The organism is Pseudomonas sp. YuFO20 (genome assembly GCF_035064975.1).
GTDB classification, from domain to species: domain Bacteria; phylum Pseudomonadota; class Gammaproteobacteria; order Pseudomonadales; family Pseudomonadaceae; genus Aquipseudomonas; species Aquipseudomonas putida_AE.
This window is the reverse complement of record NZ_JAXDEO010000003.1, coordinates 12,997-37,120: the sequence shown is the minus strand read 5'-3', so window position 1 is coordinate 37,120 and position 24,124 is coordinate 12,997. Positions and strand designations below refer to the sequence as shown.

The following is a 24,124-nucleotide window of genomic DNA, read 5'->3' as shown; positions in this document are numbered from 1 at the left end:
CGCTTGATTGACCACCCGACCATCGGCCGGCACGCCACCCATTTACCCGATTGACGCCAAATACATAAAAGTCCAGTATGGAATTCCAAGTATAAAAACAGCTTCAAGCTCCGAGCTTCAAGCTTGGAACTGCTCTTCTTCGTCTTGCCAAACCAACAACAACCCGCGAGAGAACGAACATGAAGAAACTCCCCCTCATCACCGGTCTGGCCCTGAGCCTGTTGGCGTGCAGCAACCTGTTTGCCGCCGAGAAAACCCTGCGCATCGGTATCGAAGCGGCCTATCCACCGTTCGCCTCCAAGACCGACAAAGGCGAGATCGCGGGCTTCGACTACGACATCGGCAATGCCCTGTGCGCGCAGATGAAGGTCAAGTGTGTGTGGGTCGAGGGCGAGTTCGACGGCCTGATTCCTTCCTTGAAAGTGAAGAAGATCGACATGGCCCTGTCGTCCATGACCATCAACGAAGACCGCAAGAAGTCGGTGGATTTCACCCACAAGTACTACTTCACCTCGTCGCGCCTGGTCATGAAGGAAGGCGCAGTCGTCGATGACCAATATGCCAGTCTCAAGGGCAAGACCGTGGGCGTGCAACGGGCGACCACCACCGACCGCTACGCGACCGAAGTCTTCGAACCCATGGGCGTCAACGTCAAGCGCTACAGCAACAACGAAGAGATCTACATGGACCTGGCGGCGGGCCGCCTCGATGCCATCTTCGCCGACACCATTCCCCTCAACGACTTCCTGTCGATGCCCCGTGGCAAGGGTTACGCCTTTGTCGGCCCAGAGCTCAAGGACCCGAAATACGTGGGCGAGGGCGCCGGGATCGCGGTTCGCAAGGGCAACACCGAGCTGGTCTCGGAGCTGAACACCGCGATCGACGGCATCCGCGCCAGTGGCGAGTACCAGAAGATCTCTCAGCACTACTTCAAGTCTGATATCTACGGCGAGTGATCAATTGTTCTCGGGGCTTTCTCGCGAAGGCCCCACTGCATTGCAGCTTCTCGATGGCTGCAGATTGAGCGCCAGTACGCTCGCCAGCACGATGACCATCCCACTGATGACCATGATCGACGGGCGCTCAGCCAGAACCACCGAGGCCATCAGCATGGCCGTGGGCGGTATCAGGTAAAGCGAAATTGAAGCGCGACTCACGTTGCTGTGAGTCAGTACGTAGGCCCAGGCAAGGTACGCCAGGGCGCTGGGGAAAATGCCCAGGATGAGCACCGCCAGGTTGGCCGAAGCTGAGGCGTTCTGCACTTCGCTCCACAAGCCCGGTGCATACACCAGTAATAACGTGGTGCCCGACCAGATGGTGTAACACACCATCGTCAGCCCGTCGTAGCGATGGGAATGGCGTTTTTGCAGGGCGAAATAGAGGCTCCAGGACAAGGCCGCCAGCAGGATCAGCAGCCCGTGCGCATCCAGTTCTCCAAAGCCACGATCACCCGTCACCACGACCCCCGCACCGAGCAAGCCGCACAGCACACAGATCCACTGCCAACCATTGACCCGGTCCTTGAACACGAAATGCGCCAGTATCGTGCTGAACAGCGGCGTGGATTGCGCAAGCACACTGGCCGCGCCGGCGCTGACGCCTCGTTGGCCGAAGTTGAGGGCGATGTGGTGCAGGCTGACAGCAAAAAATCCCAGCAAAACCAACAGTGGCAGATCTTTCAGGCGCGGTAGGGAAATACGCGCCACCAAAGCGACCCCAGCCATGAACGTCGAGGCGATGAGAAAGCGGATCAGCGCCAGATGACCCGGCTCGTAAGCCCCTAACCCGATGCGGATGCCAATGGGGGAGTAGGCCCAGCAGAGGATCACGAAAACCGTCGCCAGGGCGATTTTTACGCCAGGCCTTTCGGCGAGGCGGCGTTGAACAAAATCCATAAGGCGATCCTGTGTGTCCGGCGGAAAAAGGCGTAGTGCAATGCCGACACTCGAATTATCAAAACCCTATGAATTTACTACAAGTGACTTAAACTGACTTAAGCATTCACTTTGGGTGACCTATGGAGCTGTCCCAGCTGCGCATGTTCAACACGGTTCATCACCTGGGCAGCATCGCGCGCGCGGCCGAGGCGCTGCACTGTGTGCCGTCCAATATCACCGCGCGCCTCAAGTCCCTGGAGCGTGAACTCGGTACGCCGCTGTTTTCCCGCGACGGCCGTGGATTGCGGATCACCCCCGCCGGGGAGGTGTTTCTTGAGTACACGACGAAAATTCTTGGCCTGGCCGAAGAGGCGCGCAGGGCGTTGGCACCCGGCAGTGCGCCGAGCGGTCCTCTGCGCATTGGTGCCATCGAATCCAGTGCCACGGGGCGATTGCCCAGGTTACTGGCCAAGTACCACGAGCTTTATCCACAGGTGATGCTGGAGTTGAGCACCGGAACCTGGGCTCAATTACTCGACGACACCCAGCATCGGCGGCTTGATGGGGCGTTCGTGGCGGTCAACGTTGATCGCCCGGGACTGCAGCGGGAAGTGATGTACCGCGAAGACCTGATTCTCATCGCATCCGCCTCCCATGGGCCTTTGCGCAAGGCGGCGGACCTGCAGGGCAAGGCGATTTTCATGTGGCCCCCGGGTTGCCCGTACCGCTTCGCGCTGGAACAGTGGCTGTTGCGCCATGACCAGGTGCAGCCGATTGTCAGCATCGCCAGCTATGGCACCATCGTTGGCTGTGTCAGCGCTGGTGCCGGCGTCGCGCTGGTGCCCCGGGGAATCTACGAGCAGTATGGTCTTAGCGCAGGTTGCCAGGGCTATGAGTTCCCGGAACTGACGAGCATCGACAACCTCTTTTACTGGCACGAAAGCGCGGGCCGGCACCCGGCTCGCGAGGCCTTTGTGAAGTTGTTGCAGGCCGAGTTCGAGGGGCCGGGGTCGTCAGGGTTAATCCCGTCTTAACCGGCCTGTCGTCTATTTCCCCACAATCCGCCAGTGCGCTCCAGCCCTCTCAAAGGTCAAGGCCAGCGTGTAAACTGGCGGGCAATCGATAGTCAAAAGGGAAACACGATGAGCGAGGAAACGATGCGTCTGGGCCGTGAACGGCGCTACCTGGTGCTGTTGGGCATCATCTGCCTGGCGCTGATCGGCGGTGCGCTGTACATGCAGGTGGTGTTGGGCGAGGCGCCGTGCCCGTTGTGCATCCTGCAGCGTTATGCACTGTTGTTGATCGCGCTCTTCGCGTTCATCGGTGCGGCCATGCGCACCCGCCGCAGCATCACGGTGCTGGAGACCCTGGTGGTGATTTGTGCCCTGGCCGGCGTCGGGGTGGCGGGGCATCACGTCTATACGCAGTTCTATCCGGCCGTCAGTTGTGGCATCGATGTGCTGCAACCGATAGTCGATGGCTTGCCGCTGGCGAAGATCTTCCCGCTGGGCTTCCAGGTCGACGGTTTCTGCTCCACGCCGTACCCGCCGATCCTGGGCTTGTCCCTGGCGCAGTGGGCGCTGGTGGCCTTCGTGCTGGTGGTGGTACTGGTGCCGTTGCTGACGCTGCGCAATCGCAAGTCGCTGCGCTGATAGACCCGAAACGCCCCGGTCCTCGATGAAAGGGCCGGGGCGTTTTTGCATTTCCGGGGCCAGGTGAAAAGACCGTGACGAGCGGCAACGAGGGGTGCGACAAATGTGCGACATGTTGTCACATCGCGAGTGTCGCACGGCGCTTTCGAGGGTTGGATTGGTGTGGCGTCCTGCAATGAAATTGGCGTGTATAAGCGTCGCCTGATATTTGCGGGGGCAAACGGGAACAGACAGTTTTAACAGGTTGTGGCGATTTGCCAGAGCCCTTGTCATACCGGGGCTAGGGCGGGGTTGTGGACCCTGTTCAAGCGTCTAAGGCTGTCTGAATCGAGGGTGGTAGCCCTACTATTTTTGGTGTTTTTGTTGAGAATCAATTTCGATAAGATGCGCCACTTTTAAACAATTGAGTCAGGATTGTTGCGGTCAGGGATAAAAATTATTTCGGGATAAGACATGGTTTATAAAACGCTACATATCTACAATCGCCCGCACTGAATTCCCGGCACTGCTCACCCAGGCTCTGGTGCATGAGTGGCACGAGGGTGTCGAGAGGCCTTTTGGCCTCATGTGACGCCCAGGTGTCGGTGCCTCCAACTATCCGCACCAAATGGAATTGGGCTGTAACAAGGCCTTTGACCACGAATTCGAATAAGAACTCACCGCTGGCCCAGGATTTGTCGAAACGCCTCTGACGCTCGACGGGCAAGCCCTTATTCAATCCAAGAAAAATGCCAACCCTTGGCAGGGTGAAGTGTTGGCGATCAAAACCCAACTGCATTGCGCAAGCTGCTTTAGAGGTCGTGAGATGAGTAAAAACAGGTACCCCAGACTACTAGGCTTATTGCCGCTGCTCGGCACGTTGTTGCTGGGAGGCTGCAACATGACCTTGCTCAATCCCACGGGCCAGGTTGGCCTGGAACAGCGAAACCTGATCATCACCGCCACGCTGCTGATGCTGTTGGTCGTGGTGCCGGTCATCGTGATGACCTTCCTGTTCGCCTGGAAATACCGCGCGTCCAACACCAAGGCGACCTACACGCCTAAATGGAACCACTCCACCAAGATCGAGATCGCGGTGTGGACTGTTCCGGTGTTGATCATCATTGCCCTGGGTTACATCACCTACAAGTCGACCCACGAGCTGGACCCGTACCGTCCGATCGAATCCGACGTGAAGCCTGTGACCATCGAAGTGGTCGCGCTGGACTGGAAGTGGCTGTTCATCTACCCGGAACAAGGCATTGCCACGGTCAACAAGATCGTGTTCCCGGCGCACACGCCAATCAACTTCAAGATCACCTCCGACGCCGTGATGAACTCGTTCTTCATCCCGGGCCTGGGCGGCCAGATCTACGCGATGGCGGGCATGCAGACCAGAATGCACCTGATCGCCGACCGCAACGCTGAAATGGACGGCATCTCCGCCAACTACAGCGGTGCCGGTTTCACCGGTATGAAATTCAAAGCGATCGCAACTTCCCAGGAAGATTTCGACGCCTGGGTAAGTGAAGTCAAAAAGGCACCTAAACAGCTTGAACAAGCTGAATACGCAGCCCTTTCCAAGCAGAGCCAGAACAACCCAGTCGAGCTCTACTCCTCGGTGACGCCGAACCTGTTCCAGATCATCGTCGACAAGTACGAAGGCATGAAACCTGGTCCTAAGGTCAAGCACGAGAAGAAAGAGAAAGAAGTGGCCGCTACGGACATGAACTCGCATTCAGCTGCCGGGGCAGAGGAGTAAACGATGTTTGGTAAATTAAGTTGGGAAGCGGTGCCGTTCCACGAGCCGATCGTGATGGTGACCATCGCCATGATCGCGCTCGGTGGTCTGGCACTGTTCGCGGGTATCACTTATTTCAAGAAGTGGACCTATCTGTGGACCGAGTGGCTGACTTCGGTCGACCACAAGAAAATCGGCGTGATGTACATCATCGTCGCCATGGTCATGCTGCTGCGCGGCTTTGCCGACGCCATCATGATGCGTACCCAGCTGGCCATGGCCACCGAGGGTTCGCCTGGCTACCTGCCACCTGAACACTATGACCAGATCTTCACCGCCCACGGTGTGATCATGATCATCTTCATGGCGATGCCATTCTTCACCGGCCTGATGAACCTTGCAGTGCCGCTGCAGATCGGCGCGCGTGACGTTGCCTTCCCGTTCTTGAACTCCCTGAGCTTCTGGCTGCTGGTTTCCGGCGTGGTGCTGATCAACCTGTCCCTGGGCGTCGGCGAATTCGCCAAGACCGGTTGGGTTGCCTATCCGCCGCTGTCGGGCCTGCAGTACAGCCCTGGCGTGGGGATGGACTACTACATCTGGGCGCTACAGCTATCCGGGTTAGGTACGACGCTGACGGGGGTTAACTTCCTCGCCACCGTGCTGAAAATGCGTACCCCTGGCATGAAGCTGATGGACATGCCGATCTTCACCTGGACCTGCACCTGGGCCAACGTGCTGATCGTGGCTTCGTTCCCGATCCTGACCGCTACCCTGGCACTGCTGACCCTCGACCGTTACATGGATTTCCACATTTTCACCAATGAACTTGGTGGCAATCCAATGATGTACGTCAACCTGTTCTGGGCCTGGGGCCACCCTGAGGTTTACATCCTGATCCTGCCGGCATTCGGCATCTTCTCGGAAGTGATCTCGGCGTTCACCGGCAAGAAACTGTTCGGCCACCACTCGATGATCTACGCCTCGGGCGCGATCTCGGTACTGGGCTTCATGGTTTGGCTGCACCACTTCTTCACCATGGGTTCGGGTGCCAGCGTCAACGCCTTCTTCGGTCTGGCGACGATGCTGATTTCCATCCCGACGGGTGTGAAACTGTTCAACTGGCTGTTCACCATCTACCAGGGTCGTCTGCGTTTCACCAGCCAGGTGCTGTGGACCCTGGGCTTCATGGTGACCTTCGCCATCGGCGGCATGACCGGCGTACTGCTGGCCATCCCGGGTGCTGACTTCGTCCTGCACAACAGCCTGTTCGTGATCGCGCACTTCCACAACGTGATCATCGGCGGCGCGGTATTCGGCTACATCGCAGGTTTCGCGTTCTACTTCCCGAAAGCGTTCGGCTTCAAGTTGCACGAAGGCTGGGGTAAAGCAGCGTTCTGGTTCTGGATCTCGGGCTTCTTCGTCGCGTTCATGCCGCTCTATGCACTGGGCTTCATGGGCATGACCCGTCGTCTGAACGCCACCACCAACCCTGAGTGGGTGCCGTACCTGTACGTCGCCATGTTCGGTGCGGTGATGATCGCCTTCGGTATCGCCTGCCAACTGATCCAGCTGTACGTCAGTGTGCGTGACCGCAACAAGCCAGAGAACATGTGCGAACACGGTGACCCGTGGAATGCCCACACTCTGGAATGGTCGACCTCGTCGCCACCTCCGTTCTACAACTTTGCCGTGCTGCCCAAGGCTGACTGCATCGACCCGTTCACCGAAGCCAAGGAAAACGGCACCGCGTACAAGGCTCCGGCCAGGTACGAGCCGATCCACATGCCAAACAACACCGCTACCGGTGTGGTCATGGGCGCTCTGCTGACCGTATTCGGTTTCGCGATGATCTGGCACATCTGGTGGCTGGCAATCGCGAGCCTGGTAGGCACTGTCGCCTACTTCGTGATCCACGCTGCACGTGACGACCAGGGCTATATGGTCCCGGTTGAAACGATCGAGCGCATCGAAGCCGAGCAGCACAAGCGTCTGGTAGCGGCAGGGAAAATCCCGGCCACCGCCACCCGTGTTGAAACCTCGTTGGAACAGGCTTAAACCATGTCGAACTTAGTGACCAATGTTGGACACGCCCATGGTGACCATGGGCACGATGACCACCACCACGACTCGGGCGAGATGACCGTATACGGTTTCTGGCTCTACCTGATGACCGACTGCATTCTGTTTGCGTCGATCTTCGCGGTATACGCGGTACTGGTTAACAACGTAGCGGGTGGCCCGTCGGGCCACGACATCTTCGAACTGCCATACGTACTGGGCGAAACAGCTCTGCTGCTGTTCAGTTCGATCACCTACGGCTTCGCCATGCTGGCGTTGTACAAGGGCAACAAGAAGGCGGTGCTGACCTGGCTGGGCATGACCTTCCTGTTGGGCGCAGGCTTTATCGCGATGGAGATCAACGAGTTCCACATCTTGATCTCCGAAGGCTACGGCCCTAGCCGTTCAGGCTTCCTGTCCGCGTTCTTTACCCTGGTCGGTACTCACGGTCTGCACGTGTCCGCCGGTTTGATCTGGATGGCGATCATGATGTATCAGGTGCAGAAAAAGGGCCTGACGTCGACCAACAAGACTCGCCTGAGTTGCCTGAGCCTGTTCTGGCACTTCCTGGACGTGGTCTGGATCTGCGTCTTCACCGTTGTCTACCTGATGGGGACCCTGTAATGGCTAATGCACACTCCCATGACAGCCATGATGCTGGCCACGGCAGCGTAAAGTCGTACGCCATCGGCTTCATCCTGTCGGTGATCCTGACCGTCATCCCGTTCGGTCTGGTGATGTACCCGAGCCTGCCGAAGGCCACCACGCTGGCAATCGTTCTGCTGTTCGCAGTGATCCAGGTGATCGTTCACCTGTATTACTTCCTGCACCTGGACCGTTCCATCGCTCAGCGTAACAACGTGATCGCTTTCGTCTTTACGGCCATCGTGATCGTGCTGCTGGTTGGCCTGTCGCTGTGGATCATGTTCAGCATCCACACGTACATGATGGCGAAGTGAGGTAGACCCGATGTCGCTCAAGCACTTTATCCAAATCACCAAACCGGGGATCATTTTCGGTAACGTGCTTTCTGTGGCAGGCGGGTTCTTCCTGGCCTCGAAAGGGCATGTCGATCTGGCCGTGTTTCTGGCAGCCATGATCGGCACTTCCCTGGTCGTCGCCTCCGGTTGCGTGTTCAACAACTGCATCGACCGCGACATCGACATCAAGATGGAACGCACCAAGAACCGGGTGCTGGTCCAGGGCCTCATCTCCCTGAAACTGGCCCTGATCTATGCGACCGTCCTGGGTGTTCTCGGCGTTGCGTTGTTGTACAAGGTGGCCAACCCGTTGGCCGCTTTGTTCGCCGTGATCGGCTTCGTGATCTACGTCGGCTTCTACAGCCTGTACCTCAAGCGCAAGTCGGTTCACGGCACGCTGGTGGGCAGTCTGTCGGGCGCCATGCCGCCGGTGATCGGCTATGTCGCAGTCAGCAACACCTTCGACATGGCCGCACTGACCCTGCTGGTGATGTTCAGCCTGTGGCAGATGCCGCATTCCTACGCCATCGCGATCTTCCGCTTCAACGATTACCTGGCCGCATCGATTCCGGTGCTGCCAGTGAAGCGCGGCATCCAGGTGGCCAAGAAGCACATCCTGCTCTACATCCTGGCCTTCCTCGTGGCGACCTTGATGCTGACCTTCAGCGGCTACGCCGGCATGAGCTACCTCGCCGTCGCCGCGGCCATGGGCATGTACTGGTTGTACATGGCCTGGACCGGCTACAAGGCAGTGGATGACACGGTCTGGGCACGCAAGCTGTTCGTGTTCTCGATCTTCACCATTACCGCGTTGAGCGTGATGATGTCCCTGGACTTCAAAGTGCCGACCGAGCTGCTGCTGACGTACGCGCCTTAAGATTCAGAGCTGCACCGAAAAGCCCCGCCTTCGAGAGAAGAGCGGGGCTTTTTGTTGGATCTGGGAATAGGGATTCGAAAAGACGGTTCGTCAGGAAGATGATTCGTCGGTTGCATGACTATAGGCAACTTGCCTATAGTTTGCGCATGCGAACCGTATTCTTCGAAACCACGTCCTTCACTGCTACCGTTGGAAATTATCTGACGGACGATGAGTATCGAGCGCTGCAAACCCATATGCAGCTCGATCCGCAAGCTGGGGATGTGATGCCTCGAACAGGCGGTTTCCGGAAACTACGTTGGGCGGATGGGCGTCGAGGTAAAGGCAAGCGAGGTGGCTTGCGGGTTATCTATTATTGGCTTATGAATGATGGTCAGTTCTGGATGTTTGCAATTTATGACAAAGATGAGCTTGAGAATTTGACTGCCGAGCAAGAGAAGGCGCTCAAGAAAGCCATAGAAGCAGAGTTGAAAAAACGAGGTATCCCATGAAAAAACGCGACCTGTTTGCAGAGTTGATGCAGGGCGTTGATGAGATGGCGGCTCAACGCGAAGGCAAGATTACGTTGCGCAACACGACGGTGGGGGACATTCCGGCCCCCGAGGTAGGGGCGCAAGAAATCGTCGCGTTACGGGAAAAGTTACACATGTCCCAGGCCGTTTTTGCCAAGCGGATTCGAACCAGCCCCAGTACTTTGAGAAACTGGGAACAGGAAAAGTCGAAGCCTAATGCACAGGCAGCCTTGTTGATCAGATTGGTGGAGAAATTCCCGGATATGGTTGATCGACTGGCAGTGGTTTGATAGAGCTTAGCGAACACTTGAAAAGCCCCGAGTTTCGAAAGAAACCCGGGGCTTTTTCATTTACGCGCGGTTGTTACACGGTGCTTCGAGCACCTTCACCACGTCATCGATGATCGCCTTGCTCATGTCCTGCAGGAAATGCGAGGCCCAGGTGTGTCGGTCGGAGTCACGGACAATGGCGGCGTCTGAGGCGATCAGTTTGGCGAGGTGGAGCGGGTCGCAGGCGTGGGAGAGGGCAGAGATGACCGGACACCAGGGTTGATGCGCAACAGTGGTTCGTGGGCGTGGTAGCAGAAGGGGTGAGGCCGATGGTTTTCAGGACTTGGGGAATTCGAGTTCTCAGGCCCGGTCGCTGAATTGGCAGCGACCGGTCGAAGTTAGCGTGTGGTTATTGGAATGCACAATCGTGGCCTTGTGCTGGCCGGGATGGGATTGAGCGCCGCAGGATCCTTGTGGGAGCGGGCTTGCTCGCGAAAGCGGTGTTTCAGGCGACATTGATGCTGGATATAACGCCCTCTTCGCGAGCAAGCCCGCTCCCACAGGATCGAAGACAGTCAGTTATTTGTGTGGCTTGTCCAGCAAGCGGAAGAACCGTTCGCGCACCTGCACATGATCACTGTGCGCCACGTTGAAGCGCAGAAACTGGTTGCCATCCGCGGCCTTGCTGAGCATGGTCCCCGGCGCCAGCACCAGGTCGATTTCCAATCCCTTTCGGGCCAGGGTTTCGGCATCGTATCCATCTGGCAATCGCGTCCAGATGTATAACCCTTCACCGGGCAGTGAGGATACTGAACACCCGGCTTCACCTAGCCACGCCGCCACCCGGCTGTTCGACTCGTAAAGGCGGTCCACGGTGCGGCGCATGTGCTTGGAGTAACTGCCGTCGCTGAGCATGGTGCAGATGATCTGTTCGGCCATTTCCGAGGTCATGCCGCCGCAGGCCATTTTCAGGGTGACCATCCGCGCGGCCAGTTGCGGTGACAGCACCGCGAAGCTGACGCGACTGTTGGCGGTCAGGGTCTTGGAGAAGCCCGAGACGTAGGACACGTTGTCCAGCCCGCTCGCAGCCAGGCGCGGCGTTCGGCGTTGCTGCATGTCGCAGTACAGGTCGTCTTCGAGGATGTGGAAATGGTAGCGATGGCTCAGCTCCACCAGGCGGTAGACCTGCGCCGAGGTGAACGAGTGCCCGGTCGGGTTGTGCAGGGCGTTGTTGGTCATGTACAGGACGGGGCGATGGGCGATCAGCAGTTGCTCGAACGCTTCCAGGTCCATGCCGTCGCAATCGCGGCGGATGGTGATGACCTTGGCGCCGTGCCAGGCCAGGTTGGTGTGCATCGTGAAGTAGCACGGGTCGTCGAGCAGCACTGTGTCGCCGGGTTTGACCAGCAGGCGCATCAGCATGTCGATGGCTTGTACGGTGTTGGCGGTGGTGATGATCTGCTCCACCGGCGCTTCGATGCCCAGGGTCGCCATCTTCACCCGCAAGGCCTGGCGCAGTGGCAGGTAACCGCTGGCATTACCGTATTCACCCATGCGCAGCGTGGTGGCGCGAAGGGTGCCGCGCACGGCTTTGAGCAATTCTTCGGCAGGCAACCAGGAGGACGGCAGGAAACCGGCCCCCGGGCGCAGCGCGCCATTGTCCAGCAGCACCGCGCGACGCACTACGCTGAGGGTGTCCTGGGGCAGCAGGTCGGGGCCGGCGCTGGCCTGGAGGGTAGTGCTGGAACGGTGCACGTAATGCCCCGAGCCCTGGCGTGACACCACCAGGCCCTTGGCGCGCAAGCGGTCGAGGGCGTCGACCACCGTGGACTTGCCCACATGCATCAGGTCGGAGAGTTCGCGGATCGGTGGCAGCCTGGAGCCGTGGGGCAGGCCGCCCTTGGTGATTGCCACCGACAACTGATCGACGATCTGCTGCACCAGCGGCACACCCGGCTGGAACTCGATAGCGGCGATCACTGCGCGCTGAGCCTGCATTTTACTGGTCTCTCTGGCAGTAAAGTTCGTTTGATTCTATACGAACTTGCTCTGACCAAGACAAGCATCTCTTTCTACCATCGCCTTACAGAGTTTCTGGAGGGTCGACCTATGCCGGTCGATCGATGCCAGGTTCGTGAGGTGTTGCATGAGTGTCGAAACAACGGTCGTCGCGGCCAAGCCGGTCATCAACCTGCGCTTGTTCACCATCCGGATCATCACCGCCGTGTCGCTGTTTGCGGTGCTGGGCAAGGCCAACGTCTGGCTCGATACCGCCACCAACAGCATCCTGGCCCTGGGGTATCGGGCCTTGTTGCTGCTGTTGCCGTTGACCCTGCTGGTACTCGGCCGCCGCTCCTTGAGCGTTACGCTGCTGTGCGCCGCCATGGGGCTGGTACTGCTGGCGATCACGAGCAACCAGGGCGTGGTCATGTTTGCCGCGGCGTTGTTCGCCTATGGCATTGCGATTGCCGGTTACCTGATCAAGAGCGAAGCGGCGCAGACCAAGGAGGGCGCCGCCTACAACCGTGTCGCGATGAACATGGGCAGCCTGCTGGCAGGGCTGATCCTGTTGTCGCCGCTGCTGACCCCGACCCTGTTCTTCCTGGGCGCCGCCGGTTTCGTCCTGTTGTGCCTGCCGATCGCCATGGGCGCGACCTTCACCTGTGACCCCGTGGTGGCCCGTCCCGCCAGCCAGGACGGCAGCGGCTGGCGCAACAAACTGCCGTGGGTCATCGCCGGCGTCATCATGGGCATCAAGCTGTTCGGCGTGTTCTCGATCCTGCCACAGGCGATCCTGCTCAAGACCGGCGAGCTGCCGGCCTGGTATGGGCTGATGCTGATCCTCAACAGCGCCGTGGTGGTCTTCGCGCAAGTGCCGGTCATGAAGCTGATCGAGAGCACCGGGCGCTTCAAGGTGCTGACGGTGATCGGCATCATTGTCGGCGGTTTTGCCGTGCTGTCGTCGCCTGCCGCGTTCCACGTCGACACCCTGGTCGGCGCGCTGATCTGGGTGGCGCTGCTGTCCATCGCCGAATGCGCCTTCAGCCACCTCGATTATTTCTCGGTCAAGCAGAACAACATGTTCGTCAAGGAAGTGTCCCTGGGCGTCGGCGCCGGGTTGACCGTGTTGATCATGCGGGTCGCGCCACCGCCCTACAACGCGTTGGTGCTGGCTGCCATCGGCGCTGGCGGGATCCTGGTCTGGTACTGGCTCAACCGGCAATCCATCGCGTCGTTGCACGACTGAGTCATCGCTGTTTCGGTTTTCACTTTGCAAGTCGGGGGCTTTATGAATACGACTTCATGCGTAGTAGTGGTGGGGTACAACGGCAGTCGGGTTCACGATATCCAGAAGCTGCGCGATCTGTGCAAGTCGCTGTACAACGCCAGGCTGATCCTGCTGGTCGAGCAGGTCCAGCCCTATGACGATCAGGTGGCGGACCATGTCTGCAGCACTTCGCTGGCCGAGCAGGACGTAGCGGCCTCCCTCGAGCTGGTGGTGGGGTGCCTGAACGCCGATCGCTGGAAGCTGATCGGCGTGCTGCCGTTTTCCGACCGTGGCGTGCTGCTCGGTGCGGCGCTGGCCAGTCATTTCGGCTTGCCCGGTATTTCACCCGCCGAGGCCCGGGCGGGGTTGGACAAACAGATTTTCCGCCAGCTCGAAGCTTGCGCCAGCACGGCTCCCGAAGATTACCGGCCGGTGGTTTCCAGCCGTATCGAGAGCCTGCCGGACCTGCGTCAGCGCGTGATCGAGCTGGGCGGCAAGGCGTTCATCAAGCCTGCCTGCGAAGGTGCCAGCCGAGGCTGCCGGGTGATCCGACACCCGTCCGAATGCGACGACGCGTGGCAGGCACTCAAGCCTTATCGCGAGGGCGGAATCGTACTCGAAGAGCTGATCCAGAACGCCCGGGAATACAGCTGGGATTATGTCGCCGGAAGTACCTGGATCACCGAAAAAACCACCACCGAAGGCGCCTACCGCGCCGAGATCCAGCAAGTGGTGCCCGCTCCGTTGGCGCCTGAGGTACAGGCTCGACTGAAGGCTGCCGGCCAGCACATGGCGGGGTTGGTTTCCCAGGACAACGGAGCCTGGCACAACGAGGTGTTCTACCGGGCCAACCATCGCACCTCGGCCGTTGAAACCAACATGCGCCCCGGGGGCATGCACATCTGGGACCTGGCACGTCAGGCATTCGTCGATTTCGACCCGTGGGAGCGCTGGGTGCGCTGGGCCGTGGAAGGCCAGGTCGATAACCGGGAACCGGTGCCGCGCGGCTACTGCGGCATACGCCTGCTGCGGGCGAGCACGGGCGGCATCCTGCGCGATGTACCGGACATCCAGGCCCTGGCCCGCTCGCTGGACATCGACCTGGTGGAGGCGGTGGTAACCAAGCGCATTGGCGATGCGGTCAGCGCGCTGGTGAAAGACAACTTCTCGTTCATCGGCCACATCGTGTTGTTCAACGAAGACTACACACAGCTCAGCAATGACCTGCTTCGCCTGGCCGAGGCCGTTGAGTCGAGCATCGGGATCAACAGCCTGGCGCCACCTGCACGGATGCTGTGTTGAGCATCAGGGATCAATGTTTTTTGCAGTACTGATCAAGAGGTTTGTTAAATGATTGAGCACATGACCTGTGATGAGCGCTTCATCGCGCTGGCGAAGGAATTCGACTACGACATCTACGGCGAAAACAGCGTGGGCGGGCATTACGCTCCGCTGATTCGTCACCACGACGAGTTGCATATCAGCGGCATGGTGCCGCGGGTGAACGGCAAGATCCAATACCCCGGCCGGGTCGGCCTGGACCTCGACATGGCGGATGCGCAAGCGGCCGCTAGCCTCTGCGCGATGCGCGGGTTGGCGTTGATCGTCGATGCCATTGGTTCGCTGGACAAGATCAAGTCGCTGATCCGGGTCTCGGTGTATGTGAAATCCACCGCGGACTTTGTCGACCTCAGTGAAGTGGCCAACGGCGCCTCGGATGTCTTCAGTCACGTACTTGGCGATGCGGGCAAACATACCCGCACTACCGTCGGCGTTTATCAGTTGCCAAAAAACGCGGCAGTGGAAGTGGACATGATCGTGGCGTTGCGACCCTCTGCCTTATAAGTATGAGTTGTTCGGCTTTACAGGGATTAAATGTTCGCCTAAGGTCGGATGACTCAACTCGGCAGAATAAGTTGGAACCCGAACATGAACAGCATTCAAGGTGCGTTCTTTTCATATAAGGACTTTCGCCAAAGTCTGGTTCAACAACCGCTAAAACCACGGGTGTGGAAGGATGTTGAACTAACGGCTATGCGCAAAAGCCTTGAGGCGAGCGATGTCGATATTGTCGCGCTGGCCCACGACGGCAGCCTCGACGGCTGCTCGCTGACCCCCGGAATGGCGGTGTCCATGCAATGGTTGATACCGGGCGCGGAACTCATCGGCCATGTTCATGCCTGGTGGCACCTGTTCATCATCCAGAGCGGCAACGGCACCTTGACCCTGGGCGATGCCGAGGCTGTGGGCGTCGGCAGCGGTGACGTGCTGCTGGTGCCGGCCTGGACCCGCCACGGCTTCGTCAACACCAGCGCCACCGAGCCGCTGGCCATGCTCAACATCAGCAACATGCCCCAGGCGCTGCTGCTCGCCAACTACAACGACAACGTTGGCCTGATCCCCCGCTCGCTGTAATTTCCCCTCCGTTGCCCACCAGGGAGTCCGCATTCGCCGACTCCCTTTTTCATTTCTGCTGTACCCGCGTTGCCCCGTGGCAATTTGCCATCTGTATCGATGCAAACGGACAATTTCTGTATCTATTCAGCGCCCGGTCAACTTACTACGATCGCCTGGAATGCAACGGATTTATGTGTTTAGTTCAAGGGAGCGTTCTATGGAAAGCAACAAGCTTAAACTCTATGTGGGTGCGGATTTTGTCAGTGCTTTTGCCATGTCGGCGTTTGTGGCGCTCAAGGAAAAGCAACTTTCATTTGAATTTGTCACTCTGGATTTAAAAGCGCGCGAGAACTATCAGGATAAATATCGTGATATTTCCCTGACCTGCAAGATTCCCACCTTAGTTCACGCAGGTTTTGCGCTGTCGGAGTCTTCCGCCATCGCCGAGTATCTGGAGGAACTCGCCCCGGGACATACCAGACTCTTCCCGCAAGACATCCAGCAGCGCGCCCGGGCCCGCCAACTTCAGGCCTGGCTGCGCAGCGATTTGCTGGTGGTTCGCAAGGAGCGCCCGTTTGACCTGGTGTACTTCGGCAAGCAACTCGCGCCGCTCTCCGACGATGCCAGGGCCGCGGTCGAACGCCTGTTTTTCGTCGCCGACCGCTTGCTGGAGGAGGGCGCCGAGCACCTCTTCGGCGACTGGAGCATTGCCGACACCGACCTGGCGATCATGCTCAACCGGCTGGTCGCCCATGGCGATCAAGTCCCGGCGCGGCTCGCGGCCTATGTGCGCCGCCAGTGGGATCGCGACAGCGTTCGGGCATGGATGGACATCGAGCGCAAAGCGCCGGCCATCGCACCCGCTGTTGTTTGAGGCGACTGTCAGGGCAATCACCAGGAGCGCTGCCATGCAAGGACTGTCGGAGCACGAACGCTACAAACCCTATAACGCCCGCACCATTCGCGACACGCCCTATTGGCACAAGCTGACGCCTGCGTTGCAGGAAGCCATGACGGTCGTGGCCCGGGTCATGCCGTTTCGAACCAATGAATACGTGCTGGGCACGCTGATCGACTGGAACAACATCCCGGACGATCCGATTTTCCGCATGACCTTTCCCCACAAGGACATGTTGTTGGCGGAGGAGTATGCCTCGCTCAAGCAACTGATCGAACAGGATGACGCCGCCGCGATCAAGCGGCGGATCGAGGCGATCTGGCTGCGCATGAACCCCCATCCGGCCGGGCAACTGACGCACAACGGCGTGACCCTCGACGGCAAAGTCCTGCCGGGCATCCAGCACAAGTACCGCGAGACCGTGTTGTTTTTCCCCGGTGCCGGCCAGACCTGTCACGCCTACTGCACCTTCTGTTTTCGCTGGGCGCAGTTCATCGGTGAGGAAGAGCTCAAGTTCAACGCACGGGAATCCCAGGAGCTGGTCAGCTACCTCAAGGTACACACCGACGTCACGGATGTGCTGATTACCGGGGGCGACCCGATGATCATGAACACCCGCTCGCTGGCAGGGTACATCGAGCCGCTCCTGGATCTGCCGCACATCCAGAACATCCGCATCGGCACCAAGTCGGTGGCGTACTGGCCGCAGCGGTTCGTCAGCGACAAGGATGCGCCCGAGTTGCTGGCGCTGTTTCGGCGGATCGTCGCGGCGGGGAAAAACCTCTCGATCATGGGCCACTACAACCACCCGGTGGAGATCCGCCCGGCCATCGCCCGGCAGGCCATCGAGTGCATTCGTTCCACGGGGGCGACCCTGCGCATGCAGGCACCGGTGATCCGCCATATCAACGAAAATCCCGCCGATTGGGCCCATCTCTGGACCGAAGGCGTACGGCTCGGGGCGGTGCCCTATTACATGTTCGTCGAGCGCGACACCGGCCCCAGCCACTACTTCGCGATGCCGCTGGCACGGGCGTTCGAGATCTTCCAGGCGGCCTATCGCACAGTGTCGGGGCTGGCACGTACAGTGCGCGGGCCGTCGATGAGCACCTTCTACGGCAAGGTCCTGATCAACGGCATCGAGACCGTCGCCGGGGAAAAGGTCTTCGTGTTGCAGTTCCTCCAGGCCCGGGATCCGTTGTGGGTACTGCGCACCTTCTATGCGCGCTTCGATCCGCAGGCGACCTGGTTCGACGAGCTGCGCCCGGCTTTCGGCGAACGGGCTTTTTTCTTTCAGACCGAGGCCGAGTTGTTGCTGGCGCCTGCGCCGCAGTTGATACCGGTCCTGCTGCAAACGGCGTAGGACGACGCTTAATTACTGGGGAGACAAGGACATGAGCGGTATCCCGTTTGATCAGCGCGAAGGATGGATCTGGCTCGATGGCGAGTTCGTCGAGTGGTCCCAGGCGCGCTTGCATGTGCTGAGCCACGGCCTGCATTACGCAAGCACGGTGTACGAGGGCGAGCGTGTGTACAACGGCAAGGTCTTCAAGCTGCGCGAACACACTGAGCGGCTGTATCGCTCGGCGCAGCTGATGGATTTTGCCATTCCCTTCGAACCCGCCGAGCTGGAAGCGGCCAGCCATCAATTGCTGCAACGCAACCAGGTGGGCGACGGCTATCTGCGCCCGGTGGCCTGGCGCGGCAGCGAGATGATTTCCACCTCGGCCCGTTTCAATCGTGTGCATGTGGCGATCGCCTGCTGGCAATGGCCGAGCTATTTCGACCCGGCGGCGCGCATGGCCGGCATCCGCCTGAAGACCGCCACGTGGCGCCGTCCACCGCCCAGCAGCAGCCCCTTCGAAGCCAAGGCGTCGGGGCATTACCAGATCGCCACCTTGAGCAAGCACGACGCCGAAAACCACGGCTACCACGACGCCTTGATGCTCGACTGGCGCGGCCATGTCGCCGAAGCCACCAGCGCCAACGTGTTCTTCGCCAAGGGGCGGACCTTGCATACGCCAGTGCCGGATTGCTTCCTCGACGGCATTACCCGCCAGACCGTCATCGAGCTGGCTCGGGCGCTGGATTACCAGGTCATCGAACGCACGATCCTGCCCACGGAACTGGGCGACTTCGACGAGTGTTTTCTCACCGGCACCGCCGCCGAAATCACCCCGGTACAGAGCATCGATGAACAGCGCTACCGACCGGGCAACGCCTGCGGTGCATTGATTGCCGCTTACACCTCAACCGTCAACGCCTGATAAACCGCCAGGAAACTCACCATGTCAGACCAAGGGATTGTTGCGTGCACACCTTATGTTTCACTGGGCCATCGCCATGAAGAATTGTCGAGTCGTGGCTGGACGGTGCTCACCCCAGGGGAATTCGCCCACGACGTTACGGGAACACTGCATGAGTTCGGCCCGATCATTCCGCAGTTCAATGGCCAGGTGGCGTTCGCCATCACCCGCAAGCCGGGCTACGAGGACTTGCCGTACTCCCAGAGCATGAACGGCATCGGCCCGCACACCGAAGCGCCGGTGTACGGCCCGCCGCCACGTTACCTGGCGCTGCATTGCCATACACAGGCGACGTGCGGTGGCGGGCATACGGGGCTGGTGGACGGCTATGAGTTCCTGAAGTCGCTCGAGCAAACCGAGCCGGAACTGCGCGAGTGGCTCGATGATACGCCGGTGGAATTCGTCGCCACCGCCAAGCCTGGCGAACCGGCGCAAACCCGTGTCAGGGAATACATCCTGACCCCCACCGAGGACGGCGACATCTTTCGCTTCAGCTACAACCAGTTTCACTACGGCGATGTGAATCCGTCGAAGGAGGCGTTGCAGCAATCGCAGGTGGCCAACAGCACGGCGCCGCTGGCAAGATTTGCCGCGCTGGGCGAAGCGTACTTTGTCGAGCACAACATCCCGGTGCTGATTCCCGACGGGTGCCTGCTGATTTGGGACAACTGGCGGATGATCCATGCCCGCAGTCGATACACTGACCCGGCGCGCAACCTGACCCGCTACTGGCTGGCCTGATTTTTCCGTCGCCCTTCTTTTTTCCGCGTACCCCTGGCGGGTACGCGTTCTACAGGTATTGCGTCATGCAAACAGCAATCGAGATTGCCCAGGTCGATCACCAACTGATCGTGCGGCTCAATCAGGCCTGGACCAAACGCGCCGGGGTCTGTGCGCCGGACAGGGGCCAGGTCGACGAAGTGTTCGACCCGGCACGCCCGGATTACCCGGAGTGCATGGTGCCGTTTTTCCATCACCCGAAGTTCCAGGCCTTGAGCGACGAGCTCAAGAGCAAGGTGGTGACCTGGGGCTGGATCGGCTACAACCTGCGCACCGTCACCGCCGAGGAGCATGTAGTGAACCCGGCGCTGAGCGTCATCGCCCAGCAGTACCTGGGCAAGGACGACTGGCATTTTCGCGAGGCGATGCAGCAGACCCTGATCGACGAGCACTACCACACGCTCATGCACCTGCGCGCCATCGAGCGGACCAAGCTCGATCGCGCCCTCGACCAGGACCTGGATTTGCCGCCCTCGGTGACCTACCTGCGCCTCAAGGCCCTGCGTGAGGAACTGCCCGAACAATGGCAGCGCGACCTGGCGGCGATCACCTTCGCGGTGGTGGCCGAGATCAGCGTCAATGCCTACCTCGACCTGCTGGCGGACGACCAGACCATCCAGCCGCAGAACCGCCGCGTGGCCGAACTGCACAACCGCGACGAATACGCCCACAGCAAGGTGCTGGCCGAAGTCGCCAAGGTGATGTACGCCAACATGCAGCCCGAACAGCGGGAGTTTTTCGCCCGTCACCTTTCGGTGGCGCTGAGTGCATTCATCGCCCAGGACTACTCGATGTGGGAGGCGATCCTCACGCAGCTTGGGGTCGAGGAGGCCCAGGCGATCATCGCCGACACCCGCGAGAGCAACAAAAACGCCACGATCATGCGCGACTACAGTGGCCTGCATAAGCTGGCGCAGGACCTGGGCATCAGCGAGCAGATCGACTTCGATTTCCGTCCGACCCTCAAAGCCACCGCAGCCGCCTGAACCCGGAGGTGACCATGTCCGTTCCCCTGTACGAAGTGTTCGCCATCCGGGTCGGCGCCAACGCGCAGCGCACCGCCCGGGAGAACTTTCTCTACGATGCCTGCTGCGGCGACCCCAATGCGCCGATGCCCCTGGACTACTACTTCTGGGTGATTCGCAACGAGCATCAGGTGATTGTGGTCGACACCTGTTTTCAGCCGGCCACGGCGGACCGCCGCAACCGTCAGATGTATCGCCTGCCGGAGGATTCCCTGCGGCAACTGGACATCGATCCGGCGCAGGTCGAGCACCTGATCCTCACGCACCTGCACTGGGATCATGCCGGCAACCTGGGGTTGTTTCCCAAGGCCACGGTGCATTTGCAGGAAGCGGAACTGCGCTTCTGCACCGGGCCGAAGATGGCCCATCACACCGTGAACAAGACCTACGAGGTGGAGGACGTGATGTCGGCGCTGCCGCCGCTGTTCGAGGGGCGCATGCGTTTGCACAACGGCACGGTCGAGGTGCTGCCGGGCGTGACGCTGCACGCGGTGGGCGGACACACACCGGGTAGCCAGGTGGTGCGGGTGCACACCGAGCGGGGCTGGATCGTGCTGGCGTCGGACGCGGCGCACCTGTGGGTCAATATTCGCCAGCGCAGCCCGTTTCCAATCATCGATGACCTGGCGCAAAGCCTGGAGGCGTTCAGCGAGATCAATCGCCTGGCCGACAGCGAAGACCACGTCATCCCCGGCCACGACCCGCTGATCGCCGAGCGCTTCCCGCATTGGAATGATGACCCGCATATCATCTGCCTACACCAAAACCCCCAATAACACGCAACCCCTGTAGGAGCTGGCTTGCCAGCGAAGGCGGTGTGTCAGGCACCCTCGATGCTGGATGTGCTGACACACCGCAAACCTGTAGGAGCTGGCTTGCCAGCGAAGGCGGTGTGTCAGGCACCTCGATGCTGGATGTGCTGACGCTTTCGCTGGCAAGCCAGCTCCTACAGGGGGTGTGTTAAGCCTGGTTTTTGAGGAGGCGGGCCAGGGTTTGCAGCGCCTCATCAATCCTTGGCGAATACGGCGCTCCGCAACCTATGCGCATAAAGTGATGGAAACGCCGGGTGTTGGAAAAGATATCCCCAGGTGAAATCTGTATACCGACGTTCAACGCGTCATGAAAAAGCATCATGGACGAATACTGCGCAGGCAACTCTACCCACAGCAACGTCCCACCCCGGGGATTGGTCACCCGTGTGCCCTCGGGAAAGTAGCGCAATATCGCCGCGCTCATTTGCTGGCGCTGCTGGGTCAGGGTGTTTCTCAAGCGCCGCAGGTAGCGTTCATAGGAAGGCGTGGCCATGAACGCACTGACCGCCAGCTGCGACAACTTCTCGCAGCCACGGGTCTGGGTGTGCTTGAGCATTTCCACGCGGTCGTGCCATTTGCCGGCGCTGATCCAGCCCAGGCGCAGGCCCGGGGCCAGGGTTTTGTTCAGCGAAGCGCAATAGATCACGCTGTCGGTGCGGTCCCAGTGCTTGAGGGTGGACAGCGGTTGCTCGGTGTCCACCAGGTCGCCGTAGGTATCGTCCTCGATCAGCACCGTATCGTGCTCGGCACAGAGTTTCACCAGCCGCGCCTTGTGAGCGTCGGGCATGATGCTGCCCAGCGGATTGTGCAGGTTGGGCATGACGATCAGCGCCTTGATGGGTTCCGGCCCTTGCAGCAGCTGTTCCAGGGCCGGCAGGTGAATCCCCGCAGGGGTCGAGGCCGGGACTTCCAGCACCCGCAGGTTGAGGCTTTCGAGAATCTGCAACACGCCGTAGAAGGTCGGCGACTCCACGGCCACGGTATCGCCGGGGCGGGTTACGGCGCGCAAGGCCAGGTTGATCGCTTCGGTGGCGCCGTGGGTAATCACGATGCGTTCGGCGCTCAGGTGGGTCTTGGCGGTCAGCATCCGCCGGGCCAATACATTGCGCAGGGCACTGTGGCCGCTGGTCGAACTGCTGGTATCGAGCAGATGCGGGTCCTGGCGCAAGGCCTTGATCATGTTGTCCTGCAAGACCTTCAGCGGATAGAGCGGCGGAGCGCAGTAGGCACTGGCGAAGTTGACCTTGACCGTCGCGCGCTGGCTGGCCTTGAGCACCGCTGACACTTGCTCGTGGATGCCGACATAGACGCCCGTATCCAGTGGCGGCGGCAGGCTGATCGCGACGGCTTTGCCCGGCGTGTCGGGCTGGCGGATGTAATTGCCCGAGCGCGGTCGGGCTTCCAGTACGCCATAGTCCTCGAGCTCACGGCAGACCTGCACGGCGGTGGACAGGCTGACGGCGTGTTTTTCCATCATCAGGCGGATCGAGGGCAGGCGCTCGCCGGTTTTCAGGGTGCCGCTGCGGATCGCGTCCAGGTAGTGGTTGGCCAACTGACGGTACAAGGGAAGCGTGTTCATGATGACCTCAGCAGTCGCACCACTGAGGTCTGGGCTGGAAAGTGAGTTGACGCTCCCTGCAGGCGGACCCGTGGTGCAGATGGGTGAAGGGAAGTGTTTTTCTGGCCTTGATACTGGAACACTAAACGCGGTTTCGCTGGAATCGCGGGCAATAAAAAGCCCCGCACGGTGGCGGGGCTCTTGTGAAGCGCTGGCGGGTGTTACTGGGCGGCGATGCTGTAGCCGTCGAAGGCGGTCTGCTGTTGCAGGGCGGTGATGATGTTCTTGCGGTTGACCGCTTGTTCGGCGCCCTGGTTGTCCAGGAACGTCTCGCTTTGCAGCTCGGCCTCGTCGCCTTCGCCGACGAAGGTGAAACCGAGGAATTCCAGGGCTTCACGGTCGACGCTCAGGCGCGAGCGCGGGGTGCGCAGCGGCAAGGTGACGCTGATGCCGTCCTTGCTGATGGTGAACACTTCGACTTCTTTTTTCGCCTTGGCGGCCTTGCTCTTGCCGCCGCTCGGGTTGCTGATGGCCTGGTGGGTCTGGTTCAGCACCTTGAGGGCCAGGCCGTAGACGATTTCCTGGAACGCCGGATCGTCCTTGAAGCTGGACAGGATGCGGCTGATCGGGAACTTGCTGCTCAGGTCTTCGAGGGCGGCAATGTCGGCGGCCTCGGCGTCCTTGAGCTGCTTGAGCTGGCCCATCAATTCGTAGGCCTTGTCGTCGTCGAAGCTGTCGTGGGCCTGGCGGATCGCGGCGCGCAGCTCGCGGATCTGCTCGCTTTCGCGGGTGGATTGAAACGCGTCCAGGACCATCTCGCTGATGGTCTTGGCCTGGGAGACGTGCTGTGAAAGATTGATGGAGTTTTCGTATTCCGCTTTGGACGACAGGGTGACTACGGATTCAGCGGTGTTGGAATCTGACATTGAAATTTCACTACTTCTTTGAACTTGAATAGGGGCGAGAAAGCCCGGGGGCTTTTTCAGGCCGCCTAATCTATTGGACCGGGGCGGCGTTGTCACGGCCCAACAGGCCAACGGACAAAATCACAACACACAAACCCTGTAGGAGCTGGCTTGCCAGCGAAGGCGTCCCTGAACATTGCGCCTGTCTTTCGGACGCCTTCGCCGGCAAG

At 60.0% G+C, this 24,124-nt stretch carries 24 protein-coding genes and 1 pseudogene; 20 read left to right on the top strand and 5 right to left on the bottom strand.

The window, feature by feature from the left end; translation table 11 throughout:
- Window positions 1-179 precede the first annotated feature (179 nt).
- On the top strand, window positions 180-956 hold the full coding sequence (locus tag SOP85_RS02435) for an ABC transporter substrate-binding protein (RefSeq protein WP_323625979.1): 777 nt from the start codon (window positions 180-182) through the stop codon (window positions 954-956).
- Here the strand turns inward: SOP85_RS02435 and SOP85_RS02430 are convergent, their stop codons facing one another.
- The gene (locus tag SOP85_RS02430; RefSeq protein ID WP_323625978.1) at window positions 957-1,895 is read right to left on the bottom strand and encodes a DMT family transporter; all 939 of its coding nucleotides are present in this window, start codon (window positions 1,893-1,895) and stop codon (window positions 957-959) included.
- A gap of 122 nt (window positions 1,896-2,017) precedes the next feature.
- On the opposite strand from SOP85_RS02430, the gene SOP85_RS02425 reads away from it, so the two are divergent.
- From SOP85_RS02425 to SOP85_RS02385, 9 genes are all read left to right on the top strand, one after another.
- Window positions 2,018-2,911, top strand: coding sequence for a LysR family transcriptional regulator (locus SOP85_RS02425; RefSeq protein ID WP_323605631.1), 894 nt, complete (start codon window positions 2,018-2,020; stop codon window positions 2,909-2,911).
- A 108-nt stretch (window positions 2,912-3,019) separates the two neighbouring features.
- Window positions 3,020-3,529, top strand: coding sequence for a disulfide bond formation protein B (locus tag SOP85_RS02420; protein WP_274073914.1), 510 nt, complete (start codon window positions 3,020-3,022; stop codon window positions 3,527-3,529).
- Between the two features lie 805 nt (window positions 3,530-4,334).
- Window positions 4,335-5,270, top strand: coding sequence for a ubiquinol oxidase subunit II (cyoA, locus tag SOP85_RS02415; RefSeq protein WP_046820452.1), 936 nt, complete (start codon window positions 4,335-4,337; stop codon window positions 5,268-5,270).
- Window positions 5,271-5,273: 3 nt separating this feature from the next.
- Window positions 5,274-7,304 carry a cytochrome o ubiquinol oxidase subunit I gene (cyoB, locus tag SOP85_RS02410; RefSeq protein WP_274073913.1) on the top strand — a complete coding sequence of 677 codons (2,031 nt, stop codon included), beginning with the start codon at window positions 5,274-5,276 and terminating at the stop codon, window positions 7,302-7,304.
- 3 nt (window positions 7,305-7,307) lie between these two features.
- A complete protein-coding gene (locus tag SOP85_RS02405; protein WP_033038499.1) occupies window positions 7,308-7,931 on the top strand; it encodes a cytochrome o ubiquinol oxidase subunit III in 624 nt (207 codons plus the stop codon).
- Complete coding sequence (gene cyoD, locus SOP85_RS02400) at window positions 7,931-8,266, top strand: cytochrome o ubiquinol oxidase subunit IV (RefSeq protein WP_007916940.1); 336 nt, start codon at window positions 7,931-7,933, stop codon at window positions 8,264-8,266. The genes SOP85_RS02405 and cyoD overlap by 1 nt, the downstream gene beginning before the upstream one ends.
- A 10-nt stretch (window positions 8,267-8,276) precedes the next feature.
- Window positions 8,277-9,164, top strand: a complete 888-nt coding sequence (gene cyoE, locus SOP85_RS02395) for a heme o synthase (protein WP_274073912.1) — start codon at window positions 8,277-8,279, stop codon at window positions 9,162-9,164.
- Window positions 9,165-9,310: 146 nt separating this feature from the next.
- Window positions 9,311-9,655, top strand: coding sequence for a toxin (locus tag SOP85_RS02390; RefSeq protein ID WP_323625977.1), 345 nt, complete (start codon window positions 9,311-9,313; stop codon window positions 9,653-9,655).
- On the top strand, window positions 9,652-9,966 hold the full coding sequence (locus SOP85_RS02385; RefSeq protein ID WP_323625976.1) for a helix-turn-helix domain-containing protein: 315 nt from the start codon (window positions 9,652-9,654) through the stop codon (window positions 9,964-9,966). The genes SOP85_RS02390 and SOP85_RS02385 overlap by 4 nt, the downstream gene beginning before the upstream one ends.
- 60 nt (window positions 9,967-10,026) lie before the next feature.
- Here SOP85_RS02385 and SOP85_RS02380 read toward each other — a convergent pair.
- Both SOP85_RS02380 and SOP85_RS02375 read right to left on the bottom strand, forming a co-directional pair.
- Window positions 10,027-10,297: pseudogene (locus SOP85_RS02380) on the bottom strand (DUF3077 domain-containing protein).
- 227 nt (window positions 10,298-10,524) lie between these two features.
- Window positions 10,525-11,943, bottom strand: a complete 1,419-nt coding sequence (locus SOP85_RS02375; protein ID WP_274073910.1) for an aminotransferase-like domain-containing protein — start codon at window positions 11,941-11,943, stop codon at window positions 10,525-10,527.
- Between the two features lie 148 nt (window positions 11,944-12,091).
- Here SOP85_RS02375 and SOP85_RS02370 point away from each other — a divergent pair, with 148 nt between their 5' ends.
- From SOP85_RS02370 to SOP85_RS02325, 10 genes are all read left to right on the top strand, one after another.
- Window positions 12,092-13,192 (top strand): hypothetical protein, encoded by a 1,101-nt coding sequence (locus tag SOP85_RS02370; protein ID WP_323605641.1) that lies wholly within the window; start codon window positions 12,092-12,094, stop codon window positions 13,190-13,192.
- 42 nt (window positions 13,193-13,234) lie between these two features.
- Window positions 13,235-14,515 (top strand): ATP-grasp domain-containing protein, encoded by a 1,281-nt coding sequence (locus SOP85_RS02365; protein WP_323625975.1) that lies wholly within the window; start codon window positions 13,235-13,237, stop codon window positions 14,513-14,515.
- 48 nt (window positions 14,516-14,563) lie between these two features.
- Window positions 14,564-15,058 (top strand): RidA family protein, encoded by a 495-nt coding sequence (locus SOP85_RS02360; protein ID WP_274073907.1) that lies wholly within the window; start codon window positions 14,564-14,566, stop codon window positions 15,056-15,058.
- Window positions 15,059-15,142: 84 nt separating this feature from the next.
- Window positions 15,143-15,628: a cupin domain-containing protein gene (locus SOP85_RS02355; protein WP_323625974.1), complete on the top strand. Its 486-nt coding sequence runs from the start codon at window positions 15,143-15,145 to the stop codon at window positions 15,626-15,628.
- 199 nt (window positions 15,629-15,827) lie between these two features.
- Window positions 15,828-16,484 carry a glutathione transferase gene (yfcF, locus tag SOP85_RS02350; protein ID WP_323625973.1) on the top strand — a complete coding sequence of 219 codons (657 nt, stop codon included), beginning with the start codon at window positions 15,828-15,830 and terminating at the stop codon, window positions 16,482-16,484.
- A 34-nt stretch (window positions 16,485-16,518) separates the two neighbouring features.
- The gene (locus tag SOP85_RS02345; protein ID WP_323605645.1) at window positions 16,519-17,871 is read left to right on the top strand and encodes a KamA family radical SAM protein; all 1,353 of its coding nucleotides are present in this window, start codon (window positions 16,519-16,521) and stop codon (window positions 17,869-17,871) included.
- Between the two features lie 31 nt (window positions 17,872-17,902).
- Entirely contained in the window at window positions 17,903-18,775 is an 873-nt protein-coding gene (locus SOP85_RS02340) for a branched-chain amino acid aminotransferase (protein ID WP_323625972.1), read from the top strand.
- 21 nt (window positions 18,776-18,796) lie between these two features.
- Entirely contained in the window at window positions 18,797-19,555 is a 759-nt protein-coding gene (locus tag SOP85_RS02335; protein ID WP_274073902.1) for a TauD/TfdA family dioxygenase, read from the top strand.
- A gap of 65 nt (window positions 19,556-19,620) precedes the next feature.
- Entirely contained in the window at window positions 19,621-20,580 is a 960-nt protein-coding gene (locus tag SOP85_RS02330) for a diiron oxygenase (protein WP_323625971.1), read from the top strand.
- Window positions 20,581-20,594: 14 nt separating this feature from the next.
- The gene (locus SOP85_RS02325; RefSeq protein ID WP_323625970.1) at window positions 20,595-21,395 is read left to right on the top strand and encodes an N-acyl homoserine lactonase family protein; all 801 of its coding nucleotides are present in this window, start codon (window positions 20,595-20,597) and stop codon (window positions 21,393-21,395) included.
- A 184-nt stretch (window positions 21,396-21,579) separates the two neighbouring features.
- Here SOP85_RS02325 and SOP85_RS02320 read toward each other — a convergent pair whose 3' ends face one another.
- A complete protein-coding gene (locus SOP85_RS02320; protein ID WP_323625969.1) occupies window positions 21,580-23,010 on the bottom strand; it encodes an aminotransferase-like domain-containing protein in 1,431 nt (476 codons plus the stop codon).
- Window positions 23,011-23,210: 200 nt separating this feature from the next.
- Window positions 23,211-23,915: a hypothetical protein gene (locus SOP85_RS02315; protein WP_274073898.1), complete on the bottom strand. Its 705-nt coding sequence runs from the start codon at window positions 23,913-23,915 to the stop codon at window positions 23,211-23,213.
- Between the last annotated feature and the right edge of the window lie 209 nt (window positions 23,916-24,124).